Source organism: Streptomyces sp. NPDC002779, assembly GCF_042888685.1.
GTDB lineage: Bacteria > Actinomycetota > Actinomycetes > Streptomycetales > Streptomycetaceae > Streptomyces.
This window is the reverse complement of record NZ_JBIAQC010000003.1, coordinates 173570-196111: the sequence shown is the minus strand read 5'-3', so window position 1 is coordinate 196111 and position 22542 is coordinate 173570. Positions and strand designations below refer to the sequence as shown.

Annotated in this window: 24 protein-coding genes; 13 read left to right on the top strand and 11 right to left on the bottom strand. The window is 69.6% G+C overall.

The annotated features are described in order from the left end of the window. Positions 1-92 precede the first annotated feature (92 nt). Positions 93-1592: a glycosyltransferase family 87 protein gene (locus ACFYW5_RS10755; RefSeq protein WP_389416594.1), complete on the top strand. Its 1500-nt coding sequence runs from the start codon at positions 93-95 to the stop codon at positions 1590-1592. Positions 1593-1710: 118 nt separating this feature from the next. On the opposite strand, the gene ACFYW5_RS10750 is transcribed toward ACFYW5_RS10755, so the two are convergent. The 3 genes from ACFYW5_RS10750 to ACFYW5_RS10740 all read right to left on the bottom strand — a co-directional run bounded on the left by ACFYW5_RS10750 (position 1711) and on the right by ACFYW5_RS10740 (position 4428). After that, positions 1711-2742 carry an alanine racemase gene (locus ACFYW5_RS10750; protein ID WP_389416593.1) on the bottom strand — a complete coding sequence of 344 codons (1032 nt, stop codon included), beginning with the start codon at positions 2740-2742 and terminating at the stop codon, positions 1711-1713. Positions 2743-2816: 74 nt separating this feature from the next. After that, positions 2817-3938, bottom strand: coding sequence for a peptidoglycan bridge formation glycyltransferase FemX (gene femX / locus ACFYW5_RS10745; RefSeq protein WP_389416592.1), 1122 nt, complete (start codon positions 3936-3938; stop codon positions 2817-2819). A gap of 175 nt (positions 3939-4113) precedes the next feature. Continuing rightward, positions 4114-4428, bottom strand: coding sequence for a hypothetical protein (locus tag ACFYW5_RS10740; protein ID WP_389416591.1), 315 nt, complete (start codon positions 4426-4428; stop codon positions 4114-4116). 265 nt (positions 4429-4693) lie between these two features. Here ACFYW5_RS10740 and rpsF point away from each other — a divergent pair, with 265 nt between their 5' ends. The 4 genes from rpsF (at position 4694) to rplI (ending at position 6420) form a co-directional block, all read left to right on the top strand. After that, positions 4694-4984: a 30S ribosomal protein S6 gene (gene rpsF, locus ACFYW5_RS10735; RefSeq protein WP_003956532.1), complete on the top strand. Its 291-nt coding sequence runs from the start codon at positions 4694-4696 to the stop codon at positions 4982-4984. Between the two features lie 77 nt (positions 4985-5061). Then, the gene (locus ACFYW5_RS10730; protein ID WP_389416590.1) at positions 5062-5661 is read left to right on the top strand and encodes a single-stranded DNA-binding protein; all 600 of its coding nucleotides are present in this window, start codon (positions 5062-5064) and stop codon (positions 5659-5661) included. Positions 5662-5718: 57 nt separating this feature from the next. Then, positions 5719-5955, top strand: coding sequence for a 30S ribosomal protein S18 (gene rpsR / locus ACFYW5_RS10725; protein ID WP_003949403.1), 237 nt, complete (start codon positions 5719-5721; stop codon positions 5953-5955). Between the two features lie 18 nt (positions 5956-5973). Beyond that, positions 5974-6420, top strand: a complete 447-nt coding sequence (gene rplI, locus ACFYW5_RS10720; RefSeq protein ID WP_250073675.1) for a 50S ribosomal protein L9 — start codon at positions 5974-5976, stop codon at positions 6418-6420. Between the two features lie 146 nt (positions 6421-6566). On the opposite strand, the gene ACFYW5_RS10715 is transcribed toward rplI, so the two are convergent. After that, on the bottom strand, positions 6567-7904 hold the full coding sequence (locus ACFYW5_RS10715) for an MATE family efflux transporter (protein ID WP_389416589.1): 1338 nt from the start codon (positions 7902-7904) through the stop codon (positions 6567-6569). A gap of 460 nt (positions 7905-8364) precedes the next feature. Between ACFYW5_RS10715 and dnaB the strand changes: the two genes are divergently transcribed. Both dnaB and ACFYW5_RS10705 read left to right on the top strand, forming a co-directional pair. Beyond that, entirely contained in the window at positions 8365-9843 is a 1479-nt protein-coding gene (dnaB, locus tag ACFYW5_RS10710; protein WP_250073678.1) for a replicative DNA helicase, read from the top strand. 60 nt (positions 9844-9903) lie between these two features. Next, positions 9904-11289 carry a serine hydrolase domain-containing protein gene (locus ACFYW5_RS10705; RefSeq protein ID WP_389416588.1) on the top strand — a complete coding sequence of 462 codons (1386 nt, stop codon included), beginning with the start codon at positions 9904-9906 and terminating at the stop codon, positions 11287-11289. 75 nt (positions 11290-11364) lie between these two features. On the opposite strand, the gene ACFYW5_RS10700 is transcribed toward ACFYW5_RS10705, so the two are convergent. Next, positions 11365-11817, bottom strand: coding sequence for a GNAT family N-acetyltransferase (locus tag ACFYW5_RS10700; RefSeq protein WP_389416587.1), 453 nt, complete (start codon positions 11815-11817; stop codon positions 11365-11367). Positions 11818-11947: 130 nt separating this feature from the next. On the opposite strand from ACFYW5_RS10700, the gene ACFYW5_RS10695 reads away from it, so the two are divergent. Further along, a complete protein-coding gene (locus tag ACFYW5_RS10695; RefSeq protein ID WP_389416586.1) occupies positions 11948-13165 on the top strand; it encodes an MFS transporter in 1218 nt (405 codons plus the stop codon). Positions 13166-13336: 171 nt separating this feature from the next. Here the strand turns inward: ACFYW5_RS10695 and ACFYW5_RS10690 are convergent, their stop codons facing one another. Beyond that, positions 13337-14203 (bottom strand): GNAT family N-acetyltransferase, encoded by an 867-nt coding sequence (locus tag ACFYW5_RS10690; RefSeq protein WP_389416585.1) that lies wholly within the window; start codon positions 14201-14203, stop codon positions 13337-13339. Between the two features lie 706 nt (positions 14204-14909). On the opposite strand from ACFYW5_RS10690, the gene ACFYW5_RS10685 reads away from it, so the two are divergent. Further along, the gene (locus ACFYW5_RS10685; protein ID WP_389416584.1) at positions 14910-16385 is read left to right on the top strand and encodes a globin domain-containing protein; all 1476 of its coding nucleotides are present in this window, start codon (positions 14910-14912) and stop codon (positions 16383-16385) included. A 2-nt stretch (positions 16386-16387) separates the two neighbouring features. Here ACFYW5_RS10685 and ACFYW5_RS10680 read toward each other — a convergent pair whose 3' ends face one another. The 5 genes from ACFYW5_RS10680 to ACFYW5_RS10660 all read right to left on the bottom strand — a co-directional run bounded on the left by ACFYW5_RS10680 (position 16388) and on the right by ACFYW5_RS10660 (position 20050). Then, positions 16388-16870 carry an NUDIX domain-containing protein gene (locus ACFYW5_RS10680; protein ID WP_389416583.1) on the bottom strand — a complete coding sequence of 161 codons (483 nt, stop codon included), beginning with the start codon at positions 16868-16870 and terminating at the stop codon, positions 16388-16390. A 49-nt stretch (positions 16871-16919) separates the two neighbouring features. Continuing rightward, on the bottom strand, positions 16920-17825 hold the full coding sequence (locus tag ACFYW5_RS10675; RefSeq protein ID WP_389416582.1) for a LysR family transcriptional regulator: 906 nt from the start codon (positions 17823-17825) through the stop codon (positions 16920-16922). A gap of 216 nt (positions 17826-18041) precedes the next feature. Continuing rightward, entirely contained in the window at positions 18042-19178 is a 1137-nt protein-coding gene (locus tag ACFYW5_RS10670) for a cystathionine gamma-lyase (protein WP_389416581.1), read from the bottom strand. Beyond that, positions 19175-19666 (bottom strand): low molecular weight protein-tyrosine-phosphatase, encoded by a 492-nt coding sequence (locus ACFYW5_RS10665; RefSeq protein WP_389416580.1) that lies wholly within the window; start codon positions 19664-19666, stop codon positions 19175-19177. Before ACFYW5_RS10665 ends, ACFYW5_RS10670 begins: the two co-directional genes overlap by 4 nt. Positions 19667-19672: 6 nt before the next feature. Beyond that, entirely contained in the window at positions 19673-20050 is a 378-nt protein-coding gene (locus ACFYW5_RS10660; protein WP_389416579.1) for a phage holin family protein, read from the bottom strand. Positions 20051-20110: 60 nt separating this feature from the next. Here ACFYW5_RS10660 and ACFYW5_RS10655 point away from each other — a divergent pair, with 60 nt between their 5' ends. The 4 genes from ACFYW5_RS10655 (at position 20111) to ACFYW5_RS10640 (ending at position 22517) form a co-directional block, all read left to right on the top strand. Then, the gene (locus ACFYW5_RS10655; RefSeq protein WP_250073700.1) at positions 20111-20428 is read left to right on the top strand and encodes a cupin domain-containing protein; all 318 of its coding nucleotides are present in this window, start codon (positions 20111-20113) and stop codon (positions 20426-20428) included. Positions 20429-20610: 182 nt separating this feature from the next. After that, complete coding sequence (locus ACFYW5_RS10650; RefSeq protein ID WP_389416578.1) at positions 20611-20823, top strand: DUF5326 family protein; 213 nt, start codon at positions 20611-20613, stop codon at positions 20821-20823. 354 nt (positions 20824-21177) lie between these two features. After that, positions 21178-21981 (top strand): IclR family transcriptional regulator, encoded by an 804-nt coding sequence (locus ACFYW5_RS10645; protein WP_389416577.1) that lies wholly within the window; start codon positions 21178-21180, stop codon positions 21979-21981. A gap of 98 nt (positions 21982-22079) precedes the next feature. After that, complete coding sequence (locus ACFYW5_RS10640) at positions 22080-22517, top strand: SsgA family sporulation/cell division regulator (RefSeq protein WP_389416576.1); 438 nt, start codon at positions 22080-22082, stop codon at positions 22515-22517. Positions 22518-22542 lie beyond the last annotated feature (25 nt).

The following is a 22542-nucleotide window of genomic DNA, read 5'->3' as shown; positions in this document are numbered from 1 at the left end:
CGAGGGTGTTTCACGTGAAACATGGGCCGCCGCACCGACCAGGTGCGGCGGCCCTCGGCGTATTCCCAGGCGCGTACGGCAGGATGTGCCCCATGCCCAGTGCAGAGACGACGCAATCGAGCGTGCACGAGCCGGACCCGGTGCGGCCGACCAAGGACGACGAGGTGGCCCGCAGCGGCAGCGAGCTGATCGGCGGCCCCATCGGTCGGCGTGCCCTGCTGGGGACGTCGTGGTGGACCCCGGTGCGGGTCATCGCGCTCGTGGCGATCGGCGTGTTCACCCTCGGCCTGGTCCAGAAGGCGCCCTGCTACAACGGCGCCTGGTTCTTCGGCGCCAGCTCGCAGTACACCCACGCCTGCTACTCCGACATCCCGCACCTGTACCAGGGGCGCGGCTTCGCCGACGGCCTCGTGCCGTACTTCGACAGGCTCTCCGGCGACATGGAGTACCTCGAATACCCGGTGCTGACCGGTGTGTTCATGGAGGTGGCCTCCTGGCTCACGCCGGGCAGCGGCAGCATCCAGGACCAGGAGAAGTGGTACTGGATGGTCAACGCGGGGATGCTGATGGCCTGCGCGGCCGTCATCGCCGTCTGTGTGACCCGTACGCATGCCCGGCGTCCTTGGGACGGACTGCTCGTCGCGCTGGCGCCGGCCTTCGCGCTGACCGCGACCATCAACTGGGACCTGCTGGCCGTCGCTCTGACGGCCGCCGCGATGCTGATGTGGTCGCGGGGCCGCCCGCTCGCCTTCGGTGTTCTCCTGGGGCTCGCCACGGCCGCCAAGCTCTATCCCGTCCTGTTGCTCGGCGCGCTGCTCGTGCTGTGCTGGCGTGCGGGGAAATGGCGGGACTTCGGCAAGGCACTGGGCGGTACGGCCGTGGCCTGGGCGGTCGTGAACGGCCCGGTGATGCTGCTCGCCTTCGACGGCTGGTCGAAGTTCTACACGTTCAGCCAGGAGCGCGGCGTCGACTTCGGGTCCTTCTGGCTGATCATGGCCCAGAACTCCAGTGACCCGCTCTCCACCGACACCGTCAACAACCTCGCCACCCTGCTGATGCTGCTGTGCTGCGCCGGTGTCGCCGCGCTCACGCTGACGGCGCCGCGGCGGCCTCGGTTCGCGCAGCTCGTGTTTCTGATCGTGGCGGCGTTCATCCTCACCAACAAGGTCTACTCGCCCCAGTACGTGCTGTGGCTGATCCCGCTGGCCGCGCTGGCCCGGCCCAAGTGGCGGGACTTCCTGATCTGGCAGGCCTGCGAGGTGGCGTACTTCCTGGGCATCTGGATGTACCTCGCGTACACGACCAGCGGAGACGCCCACAAGGGGCTGCCGACCGACGGCTACCACTGGGCCATCGGTGTGCATCTGCTGGGCACGCTCTACCTGTGCGCCGTGATCGTCCGGGACATCCTCATGCCGGAGCGGGACGTGGTGCGCCGGGCGGGCGACGACGATCCCTCGGGCGGTGTGCTCGACGGGGCGGAGGACGTCTTCGTGCTCGGCGCCGCGGCCCGTCCGCCCAAGCACGCGGCGCACTGCGACGGGCCGCAGGTGGAGTGGGGCGGGCCGGGGGCGGGCGAGCGTTCGCTCTGAGTGAACGGTCTCTGGGAGGCGTGGACTACGCGAACGGCTGAAGGTCGTATGTCGTAGACCAGCGAAAGGCCGTGCACGGGAAGCGTGCACGGCCTTTCTGCTGCCCTGGTGGGCGGGCTCAGCGGTCGACGAGGCGGTCGAACTGCGTGGTGGTGTGGCGCAGATGGGCCACCAGCTCGTCCCCGACCTTCGGCTCCGGCGCGTCCGAGGGCACGAACAGGATGGAGACCTGCATGTGCGGCGGCTCGGCGAACCAGCGCTGCTTGCCGCCCCAGACGAACGGAGAAAGGTTCCGGTTGACGGTGGCGAGGCCGGCCCGGGCGACGCCCTTGGCGCGCGGCATGACGCCGTGCAGCGCCTTGGGGGCCTCCAGCCCCACCCCGTGCGAGGTGCCGCCCGCCACGACGACCAGGAAGCCGTCGGAGGCCGCCTTCTGCTGCCGGTAGCCGAAACGGTCGCCCTTGGAGACGCGGGTGACGTCCAGGACGGCACCGCTGTACTCCGTGGCGTCGTGGTCCCCCAGCCAGAGCCGGGTGCCGATACGGGCGCGGAAGCGGGTCTGCGGGAACTGCTGCTGGAGCCGGGCCAGTTCGTCGGCCTTGAGGTGGCTGACGAACATCGTGTGCAGCGGCAGCCGGGCCGCGCGCAGGCGGTCCATCCAGCCGATGACCTCCTCGACGGCGTCCGAGCCGTCGGTGCGGTCCAGCGGCAGGTGGATGGCGAAGCCCTCCAGCCGGACGTTCTCTATGGCGGAGTGCAGCTGCGGCAAGTCCTGCTCGCTCACCCCGTGCCGCTTCATCGAGGACATCACCTCGATGACCACCCGGGCGCCCACGAGGCCGTACACGCCGTCGATCGAGGACACCGAGCGGATGACCCGGTCGGGCAGCGGCACCGGCTCCTCGCCGCGCCGGTACGGCGTCAGCACCAGCAGGTCACCGCCGAACCAGTCCTTGATGCGCGCGGCCTCGTAGGTCGTGCCGACCGCGAGGACGTCCGAGCCCAGCCGCGTGGCCTCCTCCGCCAGGCGTTCGTGCCCGAAGCCGTAGCCGTTGCCCTTGCAGACCGGGACGAGGCCCGGGAACTGCTCCTGCACGTGCTTGTGGTGCGCCCGCCAGCGCGCGGTGTCGACGTAGAGCGTGAGCGCCATGGCCGGACCTGGAACCTTTCTGGTGGCTGCGGTGTATCAGAGGTATGGAAGCTATCGAAGCAAATGCCTGGGGCTCAGCGGCGCGACATGTAGATGTCGAGCGCCTTGTGCAGCAGCTTGTTCAGCGGGAAGTCCCACTCGCCGAGGTACTCGGCGGCCTGCCCGCCGGTGCCCACCTTGAACTGGATCAGGCCGAAGAGGTGGTCCGACTCGTCCAGCGAGTCGGAGATGCCCCGCAGGTCGTAGACGGTCGCGCCGAGCGCGTAGGCGTCGCGCAGCATCCGCCACTGCATCGCGTTCGAGGGCCGGACCTCACGGCCGATGTTGTCGGAGGCGCCGTAGGAGTACCAGACGTGCCCGCCGACCACCAGCATCGTCGCGGCGGCCAGGTTCACCCCGTTGTGCCGGGCGAAGTACAGCCGCATGCGGTTGGGGTCCTCGGTGTTGAGGGCCGTCCACATGCGCTGGAAGTACCCCAGCGGGCGGGGCCGGAAGTGGTCGCGCACGGCCGTGATCTCGTACAGCCGCTGCCATTCCTCGAGGTCGTGGTAGCCGCCCTGGACGACCTCGACGCCCGCCTTCTCGGCCTTCTTGATGTTGCGGCGCCACAGCTGGTTGAAGTTCTTGTGGACCTCTTCCAGGGAGCGGTTCGCCAGCGGCACCTGGTAGACGTAGCGCGGCTGGACGTCGCCGAAGCCGGCGCCGCCGTCCTCACCCTGCTGCCATCCCATACGGCGCAGCTTGTCGGCGACCTCGAAGGCGCGCGGTTCGATGAAGTCGGCCTCGATGTCACGCAGTCGCTTCACGTCCGGGTTCTGGATGCCCTGCTTGATGGAGCCCGCCTCCCAGCGCCGGATGATCACCGGCGGGCCCATCTTCACGGAGAAGGCGCCCTGCTGCTTCAGGTGCGCGAGCATCGGCTCCAGCCAGTCGGTCAGATTCGGCGCGAACCAGTTGATGACCGGGCCCTCGGGCAGATAGGCGAGGTAGCGCTTGATCTTGGGCAGCTGGCGGTAGAGGACCAGGCCCGCGCCGACCATCTCACCGGTCCGGTCGTCGAACCACCCGAGGTTCTCGGAGCGCCACTCCGCCTTGACATCGGCCCAGGCCGGAACCTGCATGTGGCTCGCCGACGGCAGGCTCTGGATGTATGCCAGATGCTGCTCGCGACTGATCGTCCTCAGGGTCAGGCTCATTCGGGGCGCTCCTCGGGCTGGTGTGTCCCCATGGGTTCAGGGGCTCCGGCTCTCGCGCCGAAGCCTACTGCGCCTCGTGAGCGGCCTGACTGGGCGTACGGCAGCTTCGCCCCGGCTTTTGGGCCACCGGGGCGATCGCCGGCCGTGTCGGAGAGGTGTGAGGTGGTCCCTGGCGTCAGCCGACGACCCCGCCGAAGAGACCACCGTGCGCCATGCCCAGGAAGAAGCCGATGCTCGCGGCGCCCAGTCCCACGATCAGGCCGAAGCGCTCACGTGTCGTCTCCGACACCCACTGACCGTAGGCGCCGGTGGCGATCCCCAGCAGGCCGGTCCAGGAGCTGAGCAGATGCAGGTCATGGAACATCGCCGAGACGAAAGACGTGAGGCCCAGCACCAGGGTCACCGCGAGCAGGGCGTCCTGGAGAGGGTGGGGCTTTCCGTCCGTGGCGAAGAGGCCTCCGACGGGGTTGGGTCGCATTGCTTGTGCCATGAGGGCACCTCCTGCGGAAGGGCGGCGCATCGTAGCGCCGTACACACCCGATGTATCCAGATTGTCGGCCCTCCCGGCCGGATTTCAACCCGAAGGGGGTGTGCGGGTAGTCTGTAGCGTCTGCACCGGTGTCTGCCCATGTCACGGCCGGGACTCCTGAGAGGGACCCCGATTGTCAGTGGCGGCCGATACCGTTGCGTACGCATCACAACCCTCCTGCCACGGAACGACCGTGGCCGCTGAGTCCAAAGGAGGTGGGTTCCACATGCGTCACTACGAGGTGATGGTCATCCTCGACCCCGATCTGGAGGAGCGCGCTGTCGCCCCCCTGATCGAGAACTTCCTCTCCGTCGTCCGTGAGGGCAACGGAAAGGTCGAGAAGGTCGACACCTGGGGCCGTCGTCGTCTCGCGTACGAGATCAAGAAGAAGCCCGAGGGCATCTACTCGGTCATCGACCTGCAGGCCGAGCCTGCGGTCGTCAAGGAGCTCGACCGCCAGATGAACCTGAACGAGTCGGTCCTCCGGACCAAGGTCCTCCGTCCCGAGACCCACTGAGCTCCTCCGCTCAGTTGATCTCGGGTTCCGAGTAGCAGCACCAGCAGCCAGCAGCAAACCCGCCGAGAGGTTCCCCCATGGCAGGCGAGACCGTCATCACGGTCGTCGGCAATCTTGTCGACGACCCCGAGCTGCGCTTCACCCCTTCCGGTGCGGCGGTCGCGAAGTTCCGTGTCGCGTCCACTCCCCGCACCTTCGACCGTCAGACGAATGAGTGGAAGGACGGCGAAAGCCTGTTCCTGACCTGCTCGGTCTGGCGGCAGGCGGCGGAGAACGTTGCCGAGTCGCTCCAGCGAGGCATGCGCGTCATCGTGCAGGGCCGGCTGAAGCAGCGGTCCTACGAGGACCGTGAGGGCGTCAAGCGCACGGTCTACGAGCTGGACGTCGAGGAAGTCGGCGCCAGCCTGCGCAACGCCACGGCCAAGGTCACCAAGACCGCCGGCCGCGGTGGCCAGCAGGGCGGTGGCTTCGGCGGCGGTGGCGGTGGCGGCCAGGGTGGCGGCGGCTGGGGCGGTGGCCCCGGCGGCGGTCAGCAGGGCGGCGGCGCTCCCGCCGACGACCCGTGGGCGACCGGCGCTCCTGCCGGTGGCCAGCAGGGCGGCGGCGGTGGCGGCTGGGGTGGAAACTCCGGCAGCGGCGGCGCTGGCGGCGGCTACTCGGACGAGCCCCCCTTCTAGGCCCTCGGGCCAAGGGTGGGTCGTACCCACACTTCTTGATCACACAGGAGATACACCATGGCGAAGCCGCCTGTGCGCAAGCCGAAGAAGAAGGTCTGCGCTTTCTGCAAGGACAAGGTCACGTACGTGGACTACAAGGACACGAACATGCTGCGGAAGTTCATTTCCGACCGCGGCAAGATCCGTGCCCGCCGCGTGACCGGCAACTGCACGCAGCACCAGCGTGACGTCGCCACGGCTGTGAAGAACAGCCGTGAGATGGCGCTGCTGCCCTACACCTCCACCGCGCGATAAGGGAAGGGTGACCGACTCATGAAGATCATCCTCACCCACGAGGTCTCCGGCCTCGGTGCCGCGGGCGACGTCGTCGACGTCAAGGACGGTTACGCTCGCAACTACCTGATCCCGCGGAACTTTGCGATCCGCTGGACCAAGGGTGGCGAGAAGGACGTCGAGCAGATCCGTCGTGCTCGCAAGATCCACGAGATCCAGACCATCGAGCAGGCCAACGCTGTGAAGGCCCAGCTCGAGGGCGTCAAGGTCCGCCTGGCCGTCCGCTCCGGCGACGCCGGTCGTCTCTTCGGTTCCGTCACCCCGGCCGACATCGCTTCCGCGATCAAGGCTTCCGGTGGCCCCGAGGTCGACAAGCGCCGCATCGAGCTCGGTTCGCCGATCAAGACGCTGGGCGCTCACGAGACGTCCGTGCGTCTGCACCCCGAGGTTGCCGCCAAGGTCAACATCGAGGTCGTCGCGGCCTGATCGCCGTGCTCGGCTTGAAGAGCTGAGAGAAGGGGCCGCGCCCATGGGGTGCGGCCCCTTCTTCGTGCCTGGCGCCTCGGCCATGTTTCACGTGAAACAGGAACTCGGCCATGTTTCACGTGAAACGTCGGTTTCACGTGAAACAGTCAGCGCGTCGCGCCGGTGACGATCCAGCGACCCGAGCGGGCGCGGAGCCAGAGGGTCACCATCCGGACCGTCATCATCAGGGTCATCGCTCCCCAGACCGCGGTCAGTCCCCCGCCGAGGACAGGGACGAGCAGGGCGACCGGAGTGAAGACGGCGAGGGTGACCACCATGGCCCATGCGAGATACGGGCCGTCGCCCGCGCCCATCAGTACGCCGTCCAGGACGAAGACCACGCCGCAGATCGGCTGGGAGAGCGCCACCATGAGCAGAGCGGGCAGGGCGGTGTCCTGGACGACCGAGTCGCTGGTGAAGAGCGGCAGCAGCAAGGGCCGCGCGATCATCACGAGCAGGGCCAGGACGACACCGGCCGCGATGCCCCACTCCACCATGCGGCGACAGGCGGCGCGTGCCCCCTCGGCATCGCCCGCACCGAGGTAGCGGCCGATGATCGCTTGCCCGGCGATGGCTATCGCGTCCAGAGCGAAGGCGAGCAGGCTCCACAGCGACAGGATGATCTGGTGGGCCGCGATGTCGGCGTCGCCGAGGCGGGCGGCGACCGCGGTGGCGATCATCAGGATGGCGCGCAGCGAGAGCGTCCGCACCAGCAGGGGCACACCGGCCTGGGCGCAGGCCTTGATGCCGGTGGCGTCGGGACGCAGGGAGGCATGGTGCTTGCGGGCGCCGCGGACGACGACCACGAGGTAGGCGGCGGCCATGCCGCACTGGGCGATGACGGTGCCCCAGGCGGATCCGGCGATCCCGAGCCCGGCGCCGTAGACGAGGCCGACGTTGAGGACGGCGTTGGCGATGAAGCCGGCGAGGGCGACGTACAGCGGTGTCCGGGTGTCCTGGAGTCCCCGCAGGACGCCGGTGGCGGCGAGGACGACGAGCATCGCCGGTATGCCGAGTGCGGAGATCCGGAGATAGGTGATCGCGTACGGGGCCGCCGTGTCGGAGGCGCCGAAGAGTTCCACGAGGAACGGTGCTGTGGGCAGGACGACCGCGATGACAGCGGCACCGAGGATGAGGGCGAGCCAGATGCCGTCCATGCCCTGGCGGATGGCGGCCTGGAGATCACCGGCGCCGACGCGTCGGGCGACGGCCGCGGTGGTGGCGTAGGCAAGAAAGACGAAGACGCTCACGGCGGTCATCAGGAGTGCGGAGGCGACGCCGAGACCGGCGAGTTGGGCGGTGCCCAGGTGGCCGACGATGGCGCTGTCGGCGATGACGAACAAGGGCTCGGCGACGAGTGCGCCGAAGGCCGGGACGGCCAGCGCGATGATCTCTCGATCGTGCTGACGACGGGTGGCCTTGGGGGTCGCGGGAGCCTGTGTCATGAGCACCAATCTAATCGTCCACAGGTAAGAGATGCAATGGAGAAGTGACCCTTACTGTTCGTCTCAGCGTGTGTGCTCTCGCGCACCGTTCGAAGTGATCTTGCGCCGACGGGAAAACTTTTTCTTCTGCACAGCCGGTGGATGGGATATGGGCAGGTCAGAGGTGGTGTTTCGGAAAGCTGCGCGGCTTGTTCACAGGGCTGTCCACCGGGTCGTGCACAGGTTTTGCGGAGTTCTCCACAGCATCCGGGCCGTCGTCCACATGGCCTGTGGATAACCAGATTGGCTGACGGTGCCGCGGGGCCTACCGTGGACCGGCGCCCGCTCCGTCCGTCGGTCGAGAAAACGACACAAAACCGACGGCGCCAGAACCGGAGTTGGGCGTCTTATTTGTCAGTGGCGTGCCGTAGAAATGAGAGGCACGCGAGGGTCCGCTCGGCGGACGGGAGGAGGTGGCTCGGTGAGTATTTCCGAGCCCTTGGACGACCCGTGGGCCGACAGCGGGCCCAGTGATCGTCTGCCTGCTTCCCGCCGCCGCAGTGACGGGGGCCGGGGCCGGGACGAGCAGCACGACCGAGGCCGGGAGAGCGGCGAGTGGGACGGCGGCGGTTCGGCCTTCGAGCGGGTGCCGCCCCAGGACCTGGACGCCGAGCAGTCCGTCCTCGGTGGCATGCTCCTGTCCAAGGACGCCATCGCGGACGTCGTCGAGGTCCTCAAGGGCCATGACTTCTACAAGCCCGCGCACGAGACGATCTTCCAGGCGATCCTGGACATCTACGCCAAGGGCGAGCCGGCCGACCCCATCACCATCGCCGCCGAGCTCACCAAGCGCGGTGAGATCAACAAGGTCGGCGGCGCCTCCTATCTGCACACCCTCGTCCAGACGGTGCCGACGGCGGCGAACGCCGAGTACTACGCGGAGATCGTCCACGAGCGCGCCGTCCTGCGCCGCCTGGTGGAGGCCGGGACCCGCATCACTCAGATGGGATACGCGGCCGACGACGATGTCGACGAGATCGTCAACCGTGCCCAGGCGGAGATCTACGCCGTCACCGAGCAGCGCACCAGCGAGGACTATCTGCCGCTCGGCGACATCATGGAGGGCGCGCTCGACGAGATCGAGGCGATCGGCTCGCGTACCGGCGAGATGACCGGTGTGCCCACCGGGTTCACCGACCTCGACTCGCTCACCAACGGCCTGCACCCCGGCCAGATGATCGTCATCGCGGCCCGTCCCGCGATGGGCAAGTCCACGCTCGCCCTGGACTTCGCGCGGGCGGCGTCCATCAAGCACAACCTCGCGAGCGTCATCTTCTCCCTCGAAATGGGGCGCAACGAGATCGCGATGCGTCTGCTGTCGGCCGAGGCGCGGGTGGCCCTGCACCACATGCGCTCCGGCACCATGACGGACGAGGACTGGACGCGGCTGGCGCGCCGGATGCCGGAGGTCTCGGCCGCGCCGCTCTACATCGACGACTCCCCGAACCTGTCGATGATGGAGATCCGCGCCAAGTGCCGCCGGCTGAAGCAGCGCAACGACATCAAGCTCGTGATCATCGACTATCTCCAGCTGATGCAGTCCGGTGGCTCCAAGCGATCCGAAAGCCGTCAGCAGGAGGTCTCGGACATGTCCCGTAACCTCAAGCTGCTGGCCAAGGAGCTGGAGGTCCCGGTGATCGCGCTCTCCCAGCTGAACCGTGGACCCGAACAGCGCACCGACAAGAAGCCGATGGTGTCCGACCTGCGTGAGTCCGGCTCCATCGAGCAGGACGCCGACATGGTGATCCTGCTGCACCGTGAGGACGCCTACGAGAAGGAGTCCCCGCGCGCGGGCGAGGCGGACATCATCGTGGGCAAGCACCGTAACGGTCCGACGGCGACGATCACGGTGGCCTTCCAGGGCCACTACTCCCGCTTCGTCGACATGGCGCAGACCTGATCCCTCCGCTCAACGCTGATGCGCTCGACTCCCGCGGCCCCCTCGGGGTGGACTGGGGGGATGACGACACCTCAGGAAGAGTTGCTGCCCGGGACCCGGCGGGCGCTGTCCCACCGGATCGCCGTGGCCCAGGCCGAAGGGCGGACGCCCTCGCTGGTCGCGGCGGTCGTGCGGAACGGGCGCGCGGTGTGGCACGGATCCCGGACCTCGGTCGAGGGGCACGGTCCCGACGAGAACGTGCAGTACCGGATCGGCTCGATCACCAAGACCTTCACGGCCGTTCTGGTCATGCGGCTGCGCGACGAGGGGCTGCTCGACCTCGGTGACCCGTTGGAGAAGCATCTGCCGGGGACCGGCGCGGGGGAGGCCACGATCGCCGAACTGCTCGCCCACGCCGGCGGTCTGGCCGCCGAGTCCCCGGCGCCCTGGTGGGAGCGGACGCCCGGCTCGATGCGGCCCGAACTCGCCGATGTACTCGGAGAACGGCCCTTGCTGCACCCCGTGGGCCGACGCCACCACTACTCCAACCCCGGCTACACCCTGCTGGGCGCTCTGGTGGAGAAGCTGCGGGGGGCGCCCTGGGAGGACGCACTGCGCAGTGAAGTGCTCGAACCCCTGGGACTGAACCGCACCAGCGGGCGCCCGAAGGCGCCGCACGCGGGCGGCTGGGCGGTGCACCCCTGGGCCGATGTGATGCTGCCGGAGCCCGCGGAGGACCTGGGGCGGATGGCTCCGGCCGGGCAACTGTGGTCCACCACAGCCGACTTGACGCGGTTCGCGGCCTTCCTGGTCAAGGGGGACGACCGGGTGCTGAGCGCGGCGAGCGTACGGGAGATGCGGGAACCGGCCGCGCCGGGCGAGTCCGCGGATGTCGCCGACGGGTCCGCGTACGGACTGGGGCTGCAGATCCAGCACCGGTACGGCCGGCTGCTCGCCGGGCACTCGGGGTCGCTGCCTGGCTTCCTGGCGAGCCTCTTCTTCAGCGAGAGCGACGATGTCGCGGCGGTCGTGCTCGCCAACTGCACCTCGGGCCCGCTGCTCTCCCTGGTCGCCGCCGACCTGGTGGGGATCGTCGCCGAGGCGGAGCCGCGGATCCCCGAACCCTGGCGGCCCATGACCGACGTCGATCCTGCCGTCCTGGAACTGGCGGGCCAGTGGTACTGGGGGACGTATGCCTTCGCGCTGCGGTTGACGGCCGATGGGCTCGTCTCGCTGGAGCCGTTGTCCGGCAAGGGCCGGCGCTCACGGTTCCGGGCCAACGGTGACGGCACCTGGACCGGTCTCGAGGGCTACTACGCCGGAGAACTCCTCCAGGCCGTACGGCGTCCGGACGGGACGGTGAGCCATCTCGACCTCGGGTCGTTCGTGTTCACGCGTCAGCCGTACGACGAGGGGGCTCCGGTGCCGGGTGGGGTGGACCCGGAGGGGTGGCGGGGGATTCCGTAGCGGCTGCCGAGGGGGAGCGCCCTGTTCTCAGCCCTGTCTCAGCCCTGTTTCACGTGAAACAGGGCATCCCGGCCGTCACAGGACGCGCTTGAAGCCCACGTGCGAGGCCTCGAAGCCGAGCCGCTGGTAGAAGCGGTGGGCGTCGGTGCGGGAGGCGTCCGAGGTCAGCTGGACGAGTTGGCAGCCCTGGCGTCGGGACTCGTCCACTGCCCACTCGATGAACTGCGTTCCCAGGCCGCTGCCGCGCTCGTCGGCGTGGACGCGGACGGCCTCGATGACGGAGCGGGTGGCACCCTTGCGGGAGAGTCCGGGGATGAGCGTGAGCTGGAGGGTTCCGACGACCCGTCCTCCCCGCTCGGCCACCATCAGATGCTGGTTGGGGTCACGGCTCAGGCGGTCCAGGGCCGTCAGGTAGGGGGTCAGGTCGTCGGGCGACTCGCGCTGGGCCCCCAGGGGGTCGTCGGCGAGCATGGTCACGATCGCCGGAACGTCGTCCGCGGTGGCGGGGCGTATCTCAAGATCTCCCATGCGGCTCACCCTATGCGGAGGGCGAACGCCGGCGAGGATCGGTTGCCTTCGCTTGCAGATAAAGCGCGTATGCAAGTATTGTGCTGACGCGTAAAGCTCTACTGCAATCTTCTGGGAAGGTGGCTCCCCTATGCCGCTCGCGCTCCTGGCCCTGGCGATCGGGGCCTTCGGAATAGGGACGACCGAGTTCGTGATCATGGGCCTGCTGCCCGAGGTCGCGGCCGACTTCGGGGTCTCGATCCCTACCGCGGGCCTGCTCGTGACCGGCTACGCGCTTGGCGTCGTGGCCGGAGCGCCGCTGATGACCGTGGTCGGCACCAGGGTCTCCCGCAAGCGGATGCTGATGCTGCTGATGGGCCTGTTCATCGCCGGAAACCTGCTCTCCGCGCTGGCCCCGGCCTTCGCCGTCATGCTGACCGGCCGCATCGTCGCCTCACTCGCCCACGGCGCCTTCTTCGGCATCGGCTCGGTCGTCGCGGCCGAGCTGGTCGCCCCGGACAAGAAGGCCGGCGCCATCGCGATGATGTTCACCGGTCTCACCGTCGCCAACGTCGTCGGTGTCCCGCTCGGCACCTTCGTCGGACAGTCCATCGGCTGGCGCGTCACCTTCGCCATCGTCGCCGCCCTCGGCGTGATCGGCCTGACCGGCATCGCCCGCCTGGTCCCCGACCTGCCCCGGCCGGAAGGCGTACGGCTGCGCCATGAGCTGGCCGCCTTCAAGAACGCCCAGGTCCTGCTCGCGATGGCGATGACCGTGCTCGGCTTCGGCGGAGTCTTCGCGGCTATCACCTACATCGCGCCGATGATGACCCACGTCACCGGTTTCGCCGACGGTTCGGTCACCTGGCTCCTGGTGCTCTTCGGGCTCGGCATGGTCGGCGGCAACCTCGTCGGCGGCCGGTACGCCGACCGCGCGCTGATGCCGCTGCTGTATGTCTCTCTGGGCGCCCTCGCCGTCGTGCTGGCGCTGTTCACGCTCACCGCCCACCACAAGGTCCTGGCGGCCGTCACCATCACGCTCATCGGCGCCCTGGGCTTCGCCACCGTCCCGCCGCTGCAGAAGCGCGTCCTCGACCAGGCCCACGGTGCTCCGACCCTGGCCTCGGCCGTGAACATCGGGGCCTTCAACCTCGGCAACGCGCTCGCCGCCTGGCTCGGTGGCCTCGTCATCGCGGCCGGCCGCGGGTACACCGCCCCCAACTGGGTCGGCGCCGCCCTCGCCGCGTCCGCGCTGCTCCTGGCCTTCCTCTCGGCCGGCCTGGAACGCCGCGACCGGAGGACCGGGGCCGTCGTCGCCGGGTCCACGCCCGTCCCGCCCGTCGAGAAGCAGGCCGTGGCCCACCGCTGACCGGGCGGCGTGAGGCAGACCCTGGCCCACCGCTGCCCGGGCGGCGAGAAGCAGGCCCTGACCCACCGCTCACCGAGCGGCGAGCTGAAGGCGGCCTTGTTCCACCGCTGACCAAACACGACCGCCGGTTCCCGACAGCTCCGGGAACCGGCGTAGTCGTGTCCGGGTGGCTCAGCCCGCCGCCACCGTGAGAGGGGCGAACCGCCGCTGCCAGTCCCCGGGCAGCTCGGGGATGCCGTAGGTCATCACCGAGTTGAAGGCGACGGATGCCAGGCCCCGCTCCTTCGCCCAGGCCAGCAGCTCTTCGTGCCGTATGTCGATGTCGGTGCGCAGGGGCCGGTCGGTGTGCGCGGCGAGGGAGGCGATCAGGGACTGTGCGGTCCGGGTGTCACGGGCGATCAGTGGGCCGACGACATGGGTGTCCATGTTGGGCCAGGCGGCCGCGAATCCGGTGATCCGGCCGTCCTCCTCCGCCACCCGCAACTGATCGGCGAAGGCGGGCAGCCGGGTGAGCAGAGGTGTGCGGTCCGAACCGAAGACCTCTTCGTCGAGCCGGAGAATCGCGGTGAGGTCCTCGGCGGTGGCCGCGCGCGTGGGGACCCCCGGCTCCGGGCCACGGGGCGTGAAGTAGCCGCGCAGCATCTCGGCTCGGCCCGTGGCCTTGAAGCCGAGTTCCTCGTAGAGCGGCCGGCCGTTCGGCGTCGCGTGCAGCGTCAGCGGGGTGGTGCCCTGGGCCGAGAGGACGTGCCGCATCAAGTGACGCCCGATGCCCCGGCGGGCGTGCTGCTCGGCGACCAGCACCATGCCGATGGCCGCCAGATCGGGGCGCCCGGGCCGGCCGTACTCGGTGACCACGCAGGCGCCGATGAGCCCGCCGTCGGGGTTGTCGATGCCGTAGCCCTGGCCCGCGGTGAGGAGGAAGCCCCACTTGTGTTCCTCCCGGGGCCAGCCCCGGTTCTCGGACAGGTCGGCGCAGGCGGCGAGGTCACGCGGCGTTAGGGGGCGGATGGGCAGAGCGGCGGGGGAAGGTGTCGACACGCAGGTCAGGCTGTCTGACGGGTGGCCTTGCCGTCCACCCGTTTCCGAGGAGTCGTACGAGCTTTTGCCCACAGCATGGGCTTGGGCTCCGGGGGCACGATGTTTCACGTGAAACATGGACGAACACCTCGCGCCGGACCGGCCGGACAGGGGCCCGTTCGCAGCCGTACCGACCTCCGGGGCGATCGGCGACGACCGCCGACCCCGTCCGGCCATGCGGCACTCCATGGAGCAGGATCGACGGGAACCCTATGAATTGGTGCGGCCTGCCCGGTAATTGAAAGAAGTCACGGCTTCACCCCCGGTCGTCATGTGACGGGGGATGGGGGGACTTGTGTGCGGAGCGCTGGCCGGTAGGGTCGACTCCGGTTCGCATCCGGGACGGGCTCCGGAATGACCGCACACGACCCGTGCGAGCCGGGAACAGGGCAACGCAGCCTAATGGGACGGAGAGATCGAAGACCCGCGATTGCGCTTATGCGGCCGGGGTGGGCACACGCGGTGGGACGCTGCGGTGACAGGACTGCGGCCAATATCACAGTCTTATGTTACTTGTCCGTACGAAGCGTGCATACAGGTTTGAATGTGGCTGTACGGGCCAAGGGCACCGAACGGGAAAGCAAGCCGTCTGCGGGGGAAAGCAGGCACCTTCCGGCCGAGGAAGTGCGCAGACCGACCGAAAGATGTTCGAGGCGAGGCACACACCATGGACGCTCCGACCACCACGTCGGCCGACAACGGCACTTCCGGCGGCGGCAGCGGCTGGTTCACGCCGCGCACCCAGCCGACGACCAGTCAGGGCAGTGAGCCGGAGACGACCGAGGGCAACCGGCTGGCCGCGATGCGCCCGGTGGGCAGGCCGGGGGCCGACGCCGGGGCGACCCCGGGTGCGCGGCAGGAAGCTGCACGGCCTGTAGCGCGGGAGGCCACAGCGCCCGCAGCGCAGCAGGCCACACCGCCCGCAGCGCCGGAGGCCACAGCGCCCGAGATACCCCTCCACCCCTCCACCACCCCCACCCCGCCCGAGCCCCGTCTCTCCGGTCAGCGCCCCGCCGCAGCGCAGCAGGCCTCCCCCGACGCCGTACTGGTCCGCCGGACGATGGCCGAAGTCGGTCCCGTCGCCGACAAAGTGACCTCCTACTTCTACGCGCTGCTCTTCGTCCGCCATCCGGACCTGCGCTCCCTGTTTCCGGCCGCCATGGACACCCAGCGGGACCGGCTGCTCAAGGCGCTGCTCACGGCGGCCGAGCACATCGACAACACCGAGGTCCTGGTCGCGTATCTGCAGAACCTGGGCCGGGGCCACCGCAAGTACGGCACCCGGCCCGAGCACTATCCGGCCGTGGGCGAGTGCCTCATCGGCGCGCTGAGCAAGTACGCCTACGCCGTCTGGGACGCGGAGACGGAGGCGGCCTGGGTGCGGACGTACACGACCATTTCGCAGGTGATGATCGACGCGGCGGCCGCGGACGAGCTGCGCGCCCCGGCCTGGTGGTACGCGGAGGTCGTCGCGCACGAGCTGCGGACCCCGGACGTCGCGGTCGTCACCGTCCGCCCCGACCAGCCCTACCCCTTCCTCGCCGGTCAGTACACCAGCCTGGAGACACCCTGGTGGCCGCGGATCTGGCGGCACTACTCCTTCGCCTCGGCGCCTCGCTCCGACGGGCTGTTGTCGTTCCATGTGAAGGCCGTCCCCGCGGGGTGGGTCTCCAATGCGCTGGTGCACCGGGCCCGGCCCGGGGACATCCTGCGGCTCGGCCCGCCGGCCGGCTCGATGACCGTGGACCACACCACCGACAGCGGACTGCTCTGCGTCGGCGGCGGCACCGGCATAGCCCCCATCAAGGCCCTGGTCGAGGATGTCGCCGAGCACGGCGAGCGGCGGCCGGTCGAGGTGTTCTACGGCGCCCGCAGCGACCACGACCTGTACGACATCGACACGATGCTCAGGCTCCAACAGGCGCACCCGTGGCTGGAGGTGCGCCCCGTGGTGGACCGGCACGGGCTGGTCCAGTTGCCGGACGCCATACGGGAGTTCGGACCCTGGTACGAGTACGACGCCTATGTCTCGGGCCCGCCGGGGATGATCCGCACCGGTGTGGACGCCCTCCGGAACACCGGTGTCCCCGCGGAACGCATCCGCCATGACGCACTGGAGGAACTGGTCGCCGCGGGGAGCTGAGCTCAGCCCAGGTCCGGGGCGTGCATGGCGCGTACGCCCTCGATGTTGCCGTCCAGATAGTGCCGCAGCGACAGCGGGACGAGGTGGACGGAGGCGATGCCGACGCGGGTGAATGGCACCCGCACGATCTCGTACTCGCCGATTGGCTCGTCGACCTCCGGACCGTGCCGCAGGGACGTATCCATCGACACCAGACGGCAGACGAAGAAGTGCTGCACCTTCACCCCGGTCGCGCCGCCGTCGTCGCCGATGTGCTCGACGGTGTCGACGAAGCAGGGGACCACATCGACGATCTTGGCGCCGAGTTCCTCGTACACCTCGCGGTGCAGGGCGTCCACCACGGTCGTGTCCGTGGGCTCGACCCCGCCGCCGGGCGTCAGCCAGTAGGGATCCATGCCCGGCTTGGTGCGCTTGATCAGGATCAGGTCGTCACCGTCCAGCAGAACGGCGCGGGCGGTGCGCTTGACCACGGGTCGGACGGTCATGGGAGAAATGTGGCCCGGCTGGTTCCACGTGAAACATCGCGACGGCGGCTCAGCACCAGTCGGCGGCCGCCTGCAGCAGCCACTCATGGGCGCGCGCGATGTGCGGCATCACCAGCGTCCCGGTGCGCACCACCAGGAAATACGTCCGCAGCGGCGGTACGGCGGGTTCGTGCAGGGCGACGACGTCACCGCGCTCCAGGGCGGGCGCACAGAGATAGCGGGGCAGCACCGCGAGGCCGGCACCCGCGACCGCGCAGGCCAGGGCCGCCCGTAGGTCGGGGACGATGACGGTGCCGGGCACGGCCGGGCGGGAGTCGAAGACGGAGGCCCAGTAGCGGGAGACGAAGGGCAGCGACTCGTGCACCTCGATCACCGGCACGTCCTCCAGTGCGGTCGCTCCGCCGCGGCGCGGGGGTGCGGCGCAGATCCTCCCGGCCCACCGGGGAGCGGCGAGCAGGACGTGCTCCTCGTCGCAGAGCGCAGTCGCGGTGAGCAGAGCGCCGCGCGGGCGGGCGGTGCAGATGGCCAGATCATGATGTCCGGCGGCCAGCCCTTCCAGCGTTTCCTCGGCGTTTCCGAAGGAGGCCCGCAGCGCGAAGCCCTGGCCGTCGTCGCCGGTGAGCTCGGTCAGCGCGGGCAGGGCCCGTTCGGCCGTGAACTCGGGCGGTCCGGCGAGATGGAGGGTGCGCAGGGAGGACTCGTCGTCGAGGCCGGTCTCGGTGATCTCGACCAGGGCGTCCAGGTGCGGGGCGGCCTTGTGCGCGAGTTCGTCGCCGATGGTCGTCGGGGTCACGCCGCGCGCCTGCCGGAGGAACAGGGGGCGGCCCAGCTGCCGTTCGAGGGTGCGTATCTGGGAGGTCACGGCGGGCTGGGACAGCCCGAGCAGGGCGGCGGCGCGGGTGAAGGAACCGGCCCGGTGCACGGTCACGAAGGTGCGCAACAAGGCCAAGTCCATGCCCCACCCTCCCCTGTTCAGCCCTCCTCAAGCCCCCCGGCCGGGCCCAACTATAAATATGTCGATAGGCCTGTGTGGCTACTGTGATTGGACACTGACACACAGTCAACTAGCCTTGTTCGCGCGGTTCTTCGCGCGCAGAACCGAGGACGGTCCGAGCCACGAGGGGGGAGGCTCGGACCGTCCGTTGTACGTAGCGCAGGCCCTCCGAGGCGCTCAGCGAGCCGACTCCTCCAGCGCGCGCAGCACATCCGCCACCAGGTCCCCGGCGTCCTCGGCACCCACCGACAGCCGGATGAAGCCCTCCGGCACCGCGTCCCCGCCCCAGCGCCCGCGCCGCTCGGCCGTGGACCGCACGCCGCCGAAGCTGGTCGCGTCGTCCACGAGCCGTAGCGCGTCGAGGAAACGGTCGGCACGCGCACGCGTGGGGAGCGTGAAGGAGACCACGCACCCATAGCCCCGCATCTGCCGGGCCGCGGTCGGGTGGGAGGGGTCGGCCGGCAGCCCCGGGTAGCGCACCCCCAGCTCCTCGGGCCAGTCGCGCAGCGCCTCGGCGACCGCCAGGGCGGTGGCGTTCTGCCGGAGCACGCGCAACTGGAGCGTGGCGAGGGAGCGGTGGGCGAGCCACGCCTCCATGGGGCCCGGAATCGCGCCGACGATCTTGCGCCAGCGGCGGACGGCAGTCATCGCCTCGCCGGCGCGTCCGCAGACGTAGCCGAGCAGGATGTCACCGTGCCCGGTGAGCTGCTTGGTGCCGCTCGCCACCGAGAAGTCGGCGCCGAGCTCCAGCGGGCGCTGCCCCAAGGGCGTGGCGAGGGTGTTGTCGACGGCCACGAGGGCGCCACGCGCGTGTGCCGCCTCGACAAGGCGCCGGATGTCGCAGACGTCCAGGCCGGGATTGGAGGGCGTCTCCAGCCACAGCAGCCGGGCGCCGTCGAGGACGTCGAGCTGAGCGTCGCCGCCGGTCGGCGCGGTGCGCACCTCGATGCCGTACGCCCTCAGCTGGTCGCGTACCAGGGGCAGCGCCTGGTAGCCGTCGCTGGGCAGCACGACCGTGTCCCCGGCGCGCAGCTGGGAGAACAGCACCGCGGAGACGGCGGCCATGCCGGAGGCGAACACCAGCGTCTCGACGCCGTCCTCGTCCGGCGCCTCAAACTCCCCGATGGCCCGCTCCAGATGGGTCCAGGTGGGGTTCTCGTCGCGGCCGTAGGTGTACGGGCCGGTGGGGTCGCCCGGCAGATGGAAGTGCGCGGCGAACACCGGACCGGGCAGGGTGGGCTCGTGCTTGACCGGCTCGGGCAGTCCGGCGCGCACCGCGCGCGTGCCGTCTCCCGGGCTCCCGGCGGCGCTCACGCCGCCCGCTCCCCGGTCTCCTGGCGCACCGCGTCCAGCAGACCGCCGCTCGCCGCCTCGACCATCGCCAGGCACTCCTCGAAGCCCCCCGCGCCCCCGTAGTACGGGTCGGGTACGTCGAGGTCGTCGCCGGCAGCGGGGTCGTAGGAGCGCAGCAGCCGCACTTTCGCCGCGTCCTGCTCGGTGGGAGCCAGCCGGCGCAGCGCCTTGAGGTGGCTCTCGTCAAGCGCCACGACCAGATCCAGACGGGCGAACCAGGACGCCTGGAACTGCCGGGCGATATGGCTGCTGTCGTAGCCGTGCAGCTCCAGGACCGCGACCGTGCGCGGGTCGGCCGGGTCCCCCTCGTGCCAGCCGCCCGTGCCGGCGCTGTCGACGTCGATCAGGCCGTCGAGCCCGGCCTCGGCCACCCGCGCGCGGAAGACGGACTCGGCCATCGGGGAGCGGCAGATGTTGCCGGTGCACACGAAGCAGACGCGGTAGGTCATCGGCGCTCAGTCCCCGTCGGGCAGGACGACGTTGAGCGCCCAGGAGACGACCGAGATGATCAGGCCACCGAGAACGGCGGTCCAGAAGCCCTCGACATGGAAGCTCAGGTCGACGGTGTCGGCGAGCCAGGAGGTCAGCAGCAGCATCAGCGCGTTGACGACCAGGGTGAACAGGCCGAGCGTGAGGATGAGCAGCGGCAGGCTCAGCAGGCTGACGACCGGCTTCACCAGGACGTTGACCACGCCGAAGATCAGCGCGACCAGGATCAGGGTGCCGACCTTCTTGCCGGTGCTGTCGCCGGTGAGAGTGATCTTGTCCAGCAGCCATACGGCGACCGCCAGGGCACCCGCGTTGGCGATCGTCTTGACTACGAAATTCTTCATGTGTCTGATCGTGGCAGACGAGATCAGCTGCGAGCAGTGTGACGAGGGCGGGCAAGAGCGATGAAGGCATTCCGGCTGGATGAACTGGAGGCGGAACGCGCCGCCAATGACGGCGCCTACCTGCAGTTTCTGCGTGAGCGGAACATGTCGGTCGGTCTGTACGCGCTCGACGCGGGCGATCACGATCCCCAGCAGCCGCACCAGCAGGACGAGGTCTACTTCGTCGTGAGCGGCCGGGCCGCGATCACGGTCGGCCTGGAGACCACCCAGGTGGCGCGCGGCAGCGTGGTGTACGTGCCGGCCGGCGTGGCCCACAAGTTCCACCACATCAGCGAGGACCTGCGGGTGCTCGTGGTGTTCTCTCCGCCTGAGAGCTGAGGGTCCGACCCCCGGATTCCCTAGGGGATCGATCAGGGGAGGACAGGGGGCGCGAGGCCCCCGCCGGAGCCCTCCGCGCCCCTAGCATCGAAGGCAGGCAAGACGAGACGGCTCGCCCGCACAGCGCGGGCCGTCCTACCGGACCCGGCACAGTGACGGGCGGAGAGGTAAGGACGAGGGCGATGGGTGAGATCTTCGCGGGACTGCCGTGGTGGGTGAAGTGGATCGCGGTACCGGTCATCGCCCTGGTGGTGTTCGGCGGGCTGATAGCGAACATCGTCGGCTTCGTCATCGGGCTGCTGTTCAAGGTGCTGGTCTTCGTGGCCCTGGTCGGCGGACTCATTTACGTCGTACGGAAGTTCACGTCGAGCGCTTCCTCGCGGAGCGACTTCTGACGGGCCCACGGGCACCGGGCGAGCGGTAACCAGAAGCACTGGTTCCCTCGGCCGAGGGAAGTTTCCCTGGCAGGCCGTCTGCGAGCGGTGACGGACGAATAGAGTCCGGAAATCGACGCGGGGACGACCCCGCGAGCGGCGTACACCCCCACCCGTGTTCCCCGCACGGGCTGCCCCCTCGCGCTTCGGGAGTGACCCTTGGCCACGGTTGACACCGCACCCTCCGAAAACCCGACAGTCCGCAATCCGACAGTCCGCAACCCCACAACTCACAACCCCACAACCCACAACCCCACAGGCCGCGCACCCGACCGGGCCCCCCACCCCGGGGCCGGGACCCGCGCCCGGCCCCCGGTGCAGCCGACGCCCGAGCGCTCCGGGAATCCGCCCGATCCGGCGAGCGCCGCCCACTCCGCGACCCTCATCGGATCCGTCCAGCGCGCCATGCGCCTGCTGGAATCCGTCGCCGAGCACGAGCACGGCGCCCCCGCAAAGCAGCTGGCCCGGGAGAACGGCCTGGCGCTGCCCACCGCGTACCACCTGCTGCGCACCCTCGTCCACGAGGGCTATCTCCGCCGGGACAAGGGCCTGTTCTTCCTCGGAGAGGCAGCCGAGCGGCTGGGCACCAGCGGAGCCCAGCAGAAACGTCGCAGCTCGGTCGCCGACGCACTCGCGCACTGGCGGGACGCCATCGGGGTGCCCGTGTACTACGCGGTGTACCGGGACGGCGAGATCGAGGTCATGTGCGTCTCCGACACCCCGGGCAACCCCGCGGTCGAGGAGTGGGCCGACTTCCGGGAGACCGGGCACGCGCACGCCATCGGGCAGTGTCTGCTGGCCCAGGTGGACGAGGCCACCCGCCGCGACCATCTGGAGCGCTATCCCGTGCAGCCCATCACCCCGTACACCGTGCGCGACGACCACACGCTGCTGCGCCGGCTGGACCGGATGGACCGGATGGAGATGGTGACCGAGCGTCAGGAGTACGCGCTGGGAACGGTGTGCGCCGCGATTCCGATCACCGTCGGTACCACGGCGGCGACGATGGCCATCTCTCTCCCGGCCCACCAGGCCGACCGGCTGCTGGTCGCGGCCCGGCAACTGCAGAGCGAGATCGGACGGCATCTCGGGTCGCTGGCGATCTCTATCAGTATCTGAAAACTCACTCCTTGTGATCTCCCGTGTACGTTCAGCAAGATTCCTCTGTGTCGGGGAACCATTCCTGGCCACATCCACGGCAGATGACGGGGTAGGCGATGCACGAGTCCGTACAGGCAGAGGTCATGATGAGCTTCCTCGTCTCCGAGGAGCTCTCTTTCCGCATTCCAGTGGAACTGCGGTACGAGACCTGCGATCCCTACGCCGTGCGGCTGACCTTCCATTTGCCCGGAGACGCGCCGGTGACCTGGGCCTTCGGGCGGGAGCTGATGATCGACGGGGTGGGTCGGCCATGCGGTGAGGGTGATGTGCGGGTTTCCCCGGCCGACCCCGACGCGCTCGGCGATGTGCTGATCCGGCTTCAGGTGGGCGGCGATCACGCGCTGTTCCGTTCCTCCGCGGCGCCGCTCGTGGCGTTCCTCGACCGCACCGACAAGCTGGTGCCGCTGGGCCAGGAGGGTGCGCTGTCCGACTTCGACGCCAGTCTTGACGAGGCACTGGACCGCATCCTGGCGGAGGAGCAGAGCGCGGGCTGAAGCGGTGCGGCAGGGCGGCGGGAGA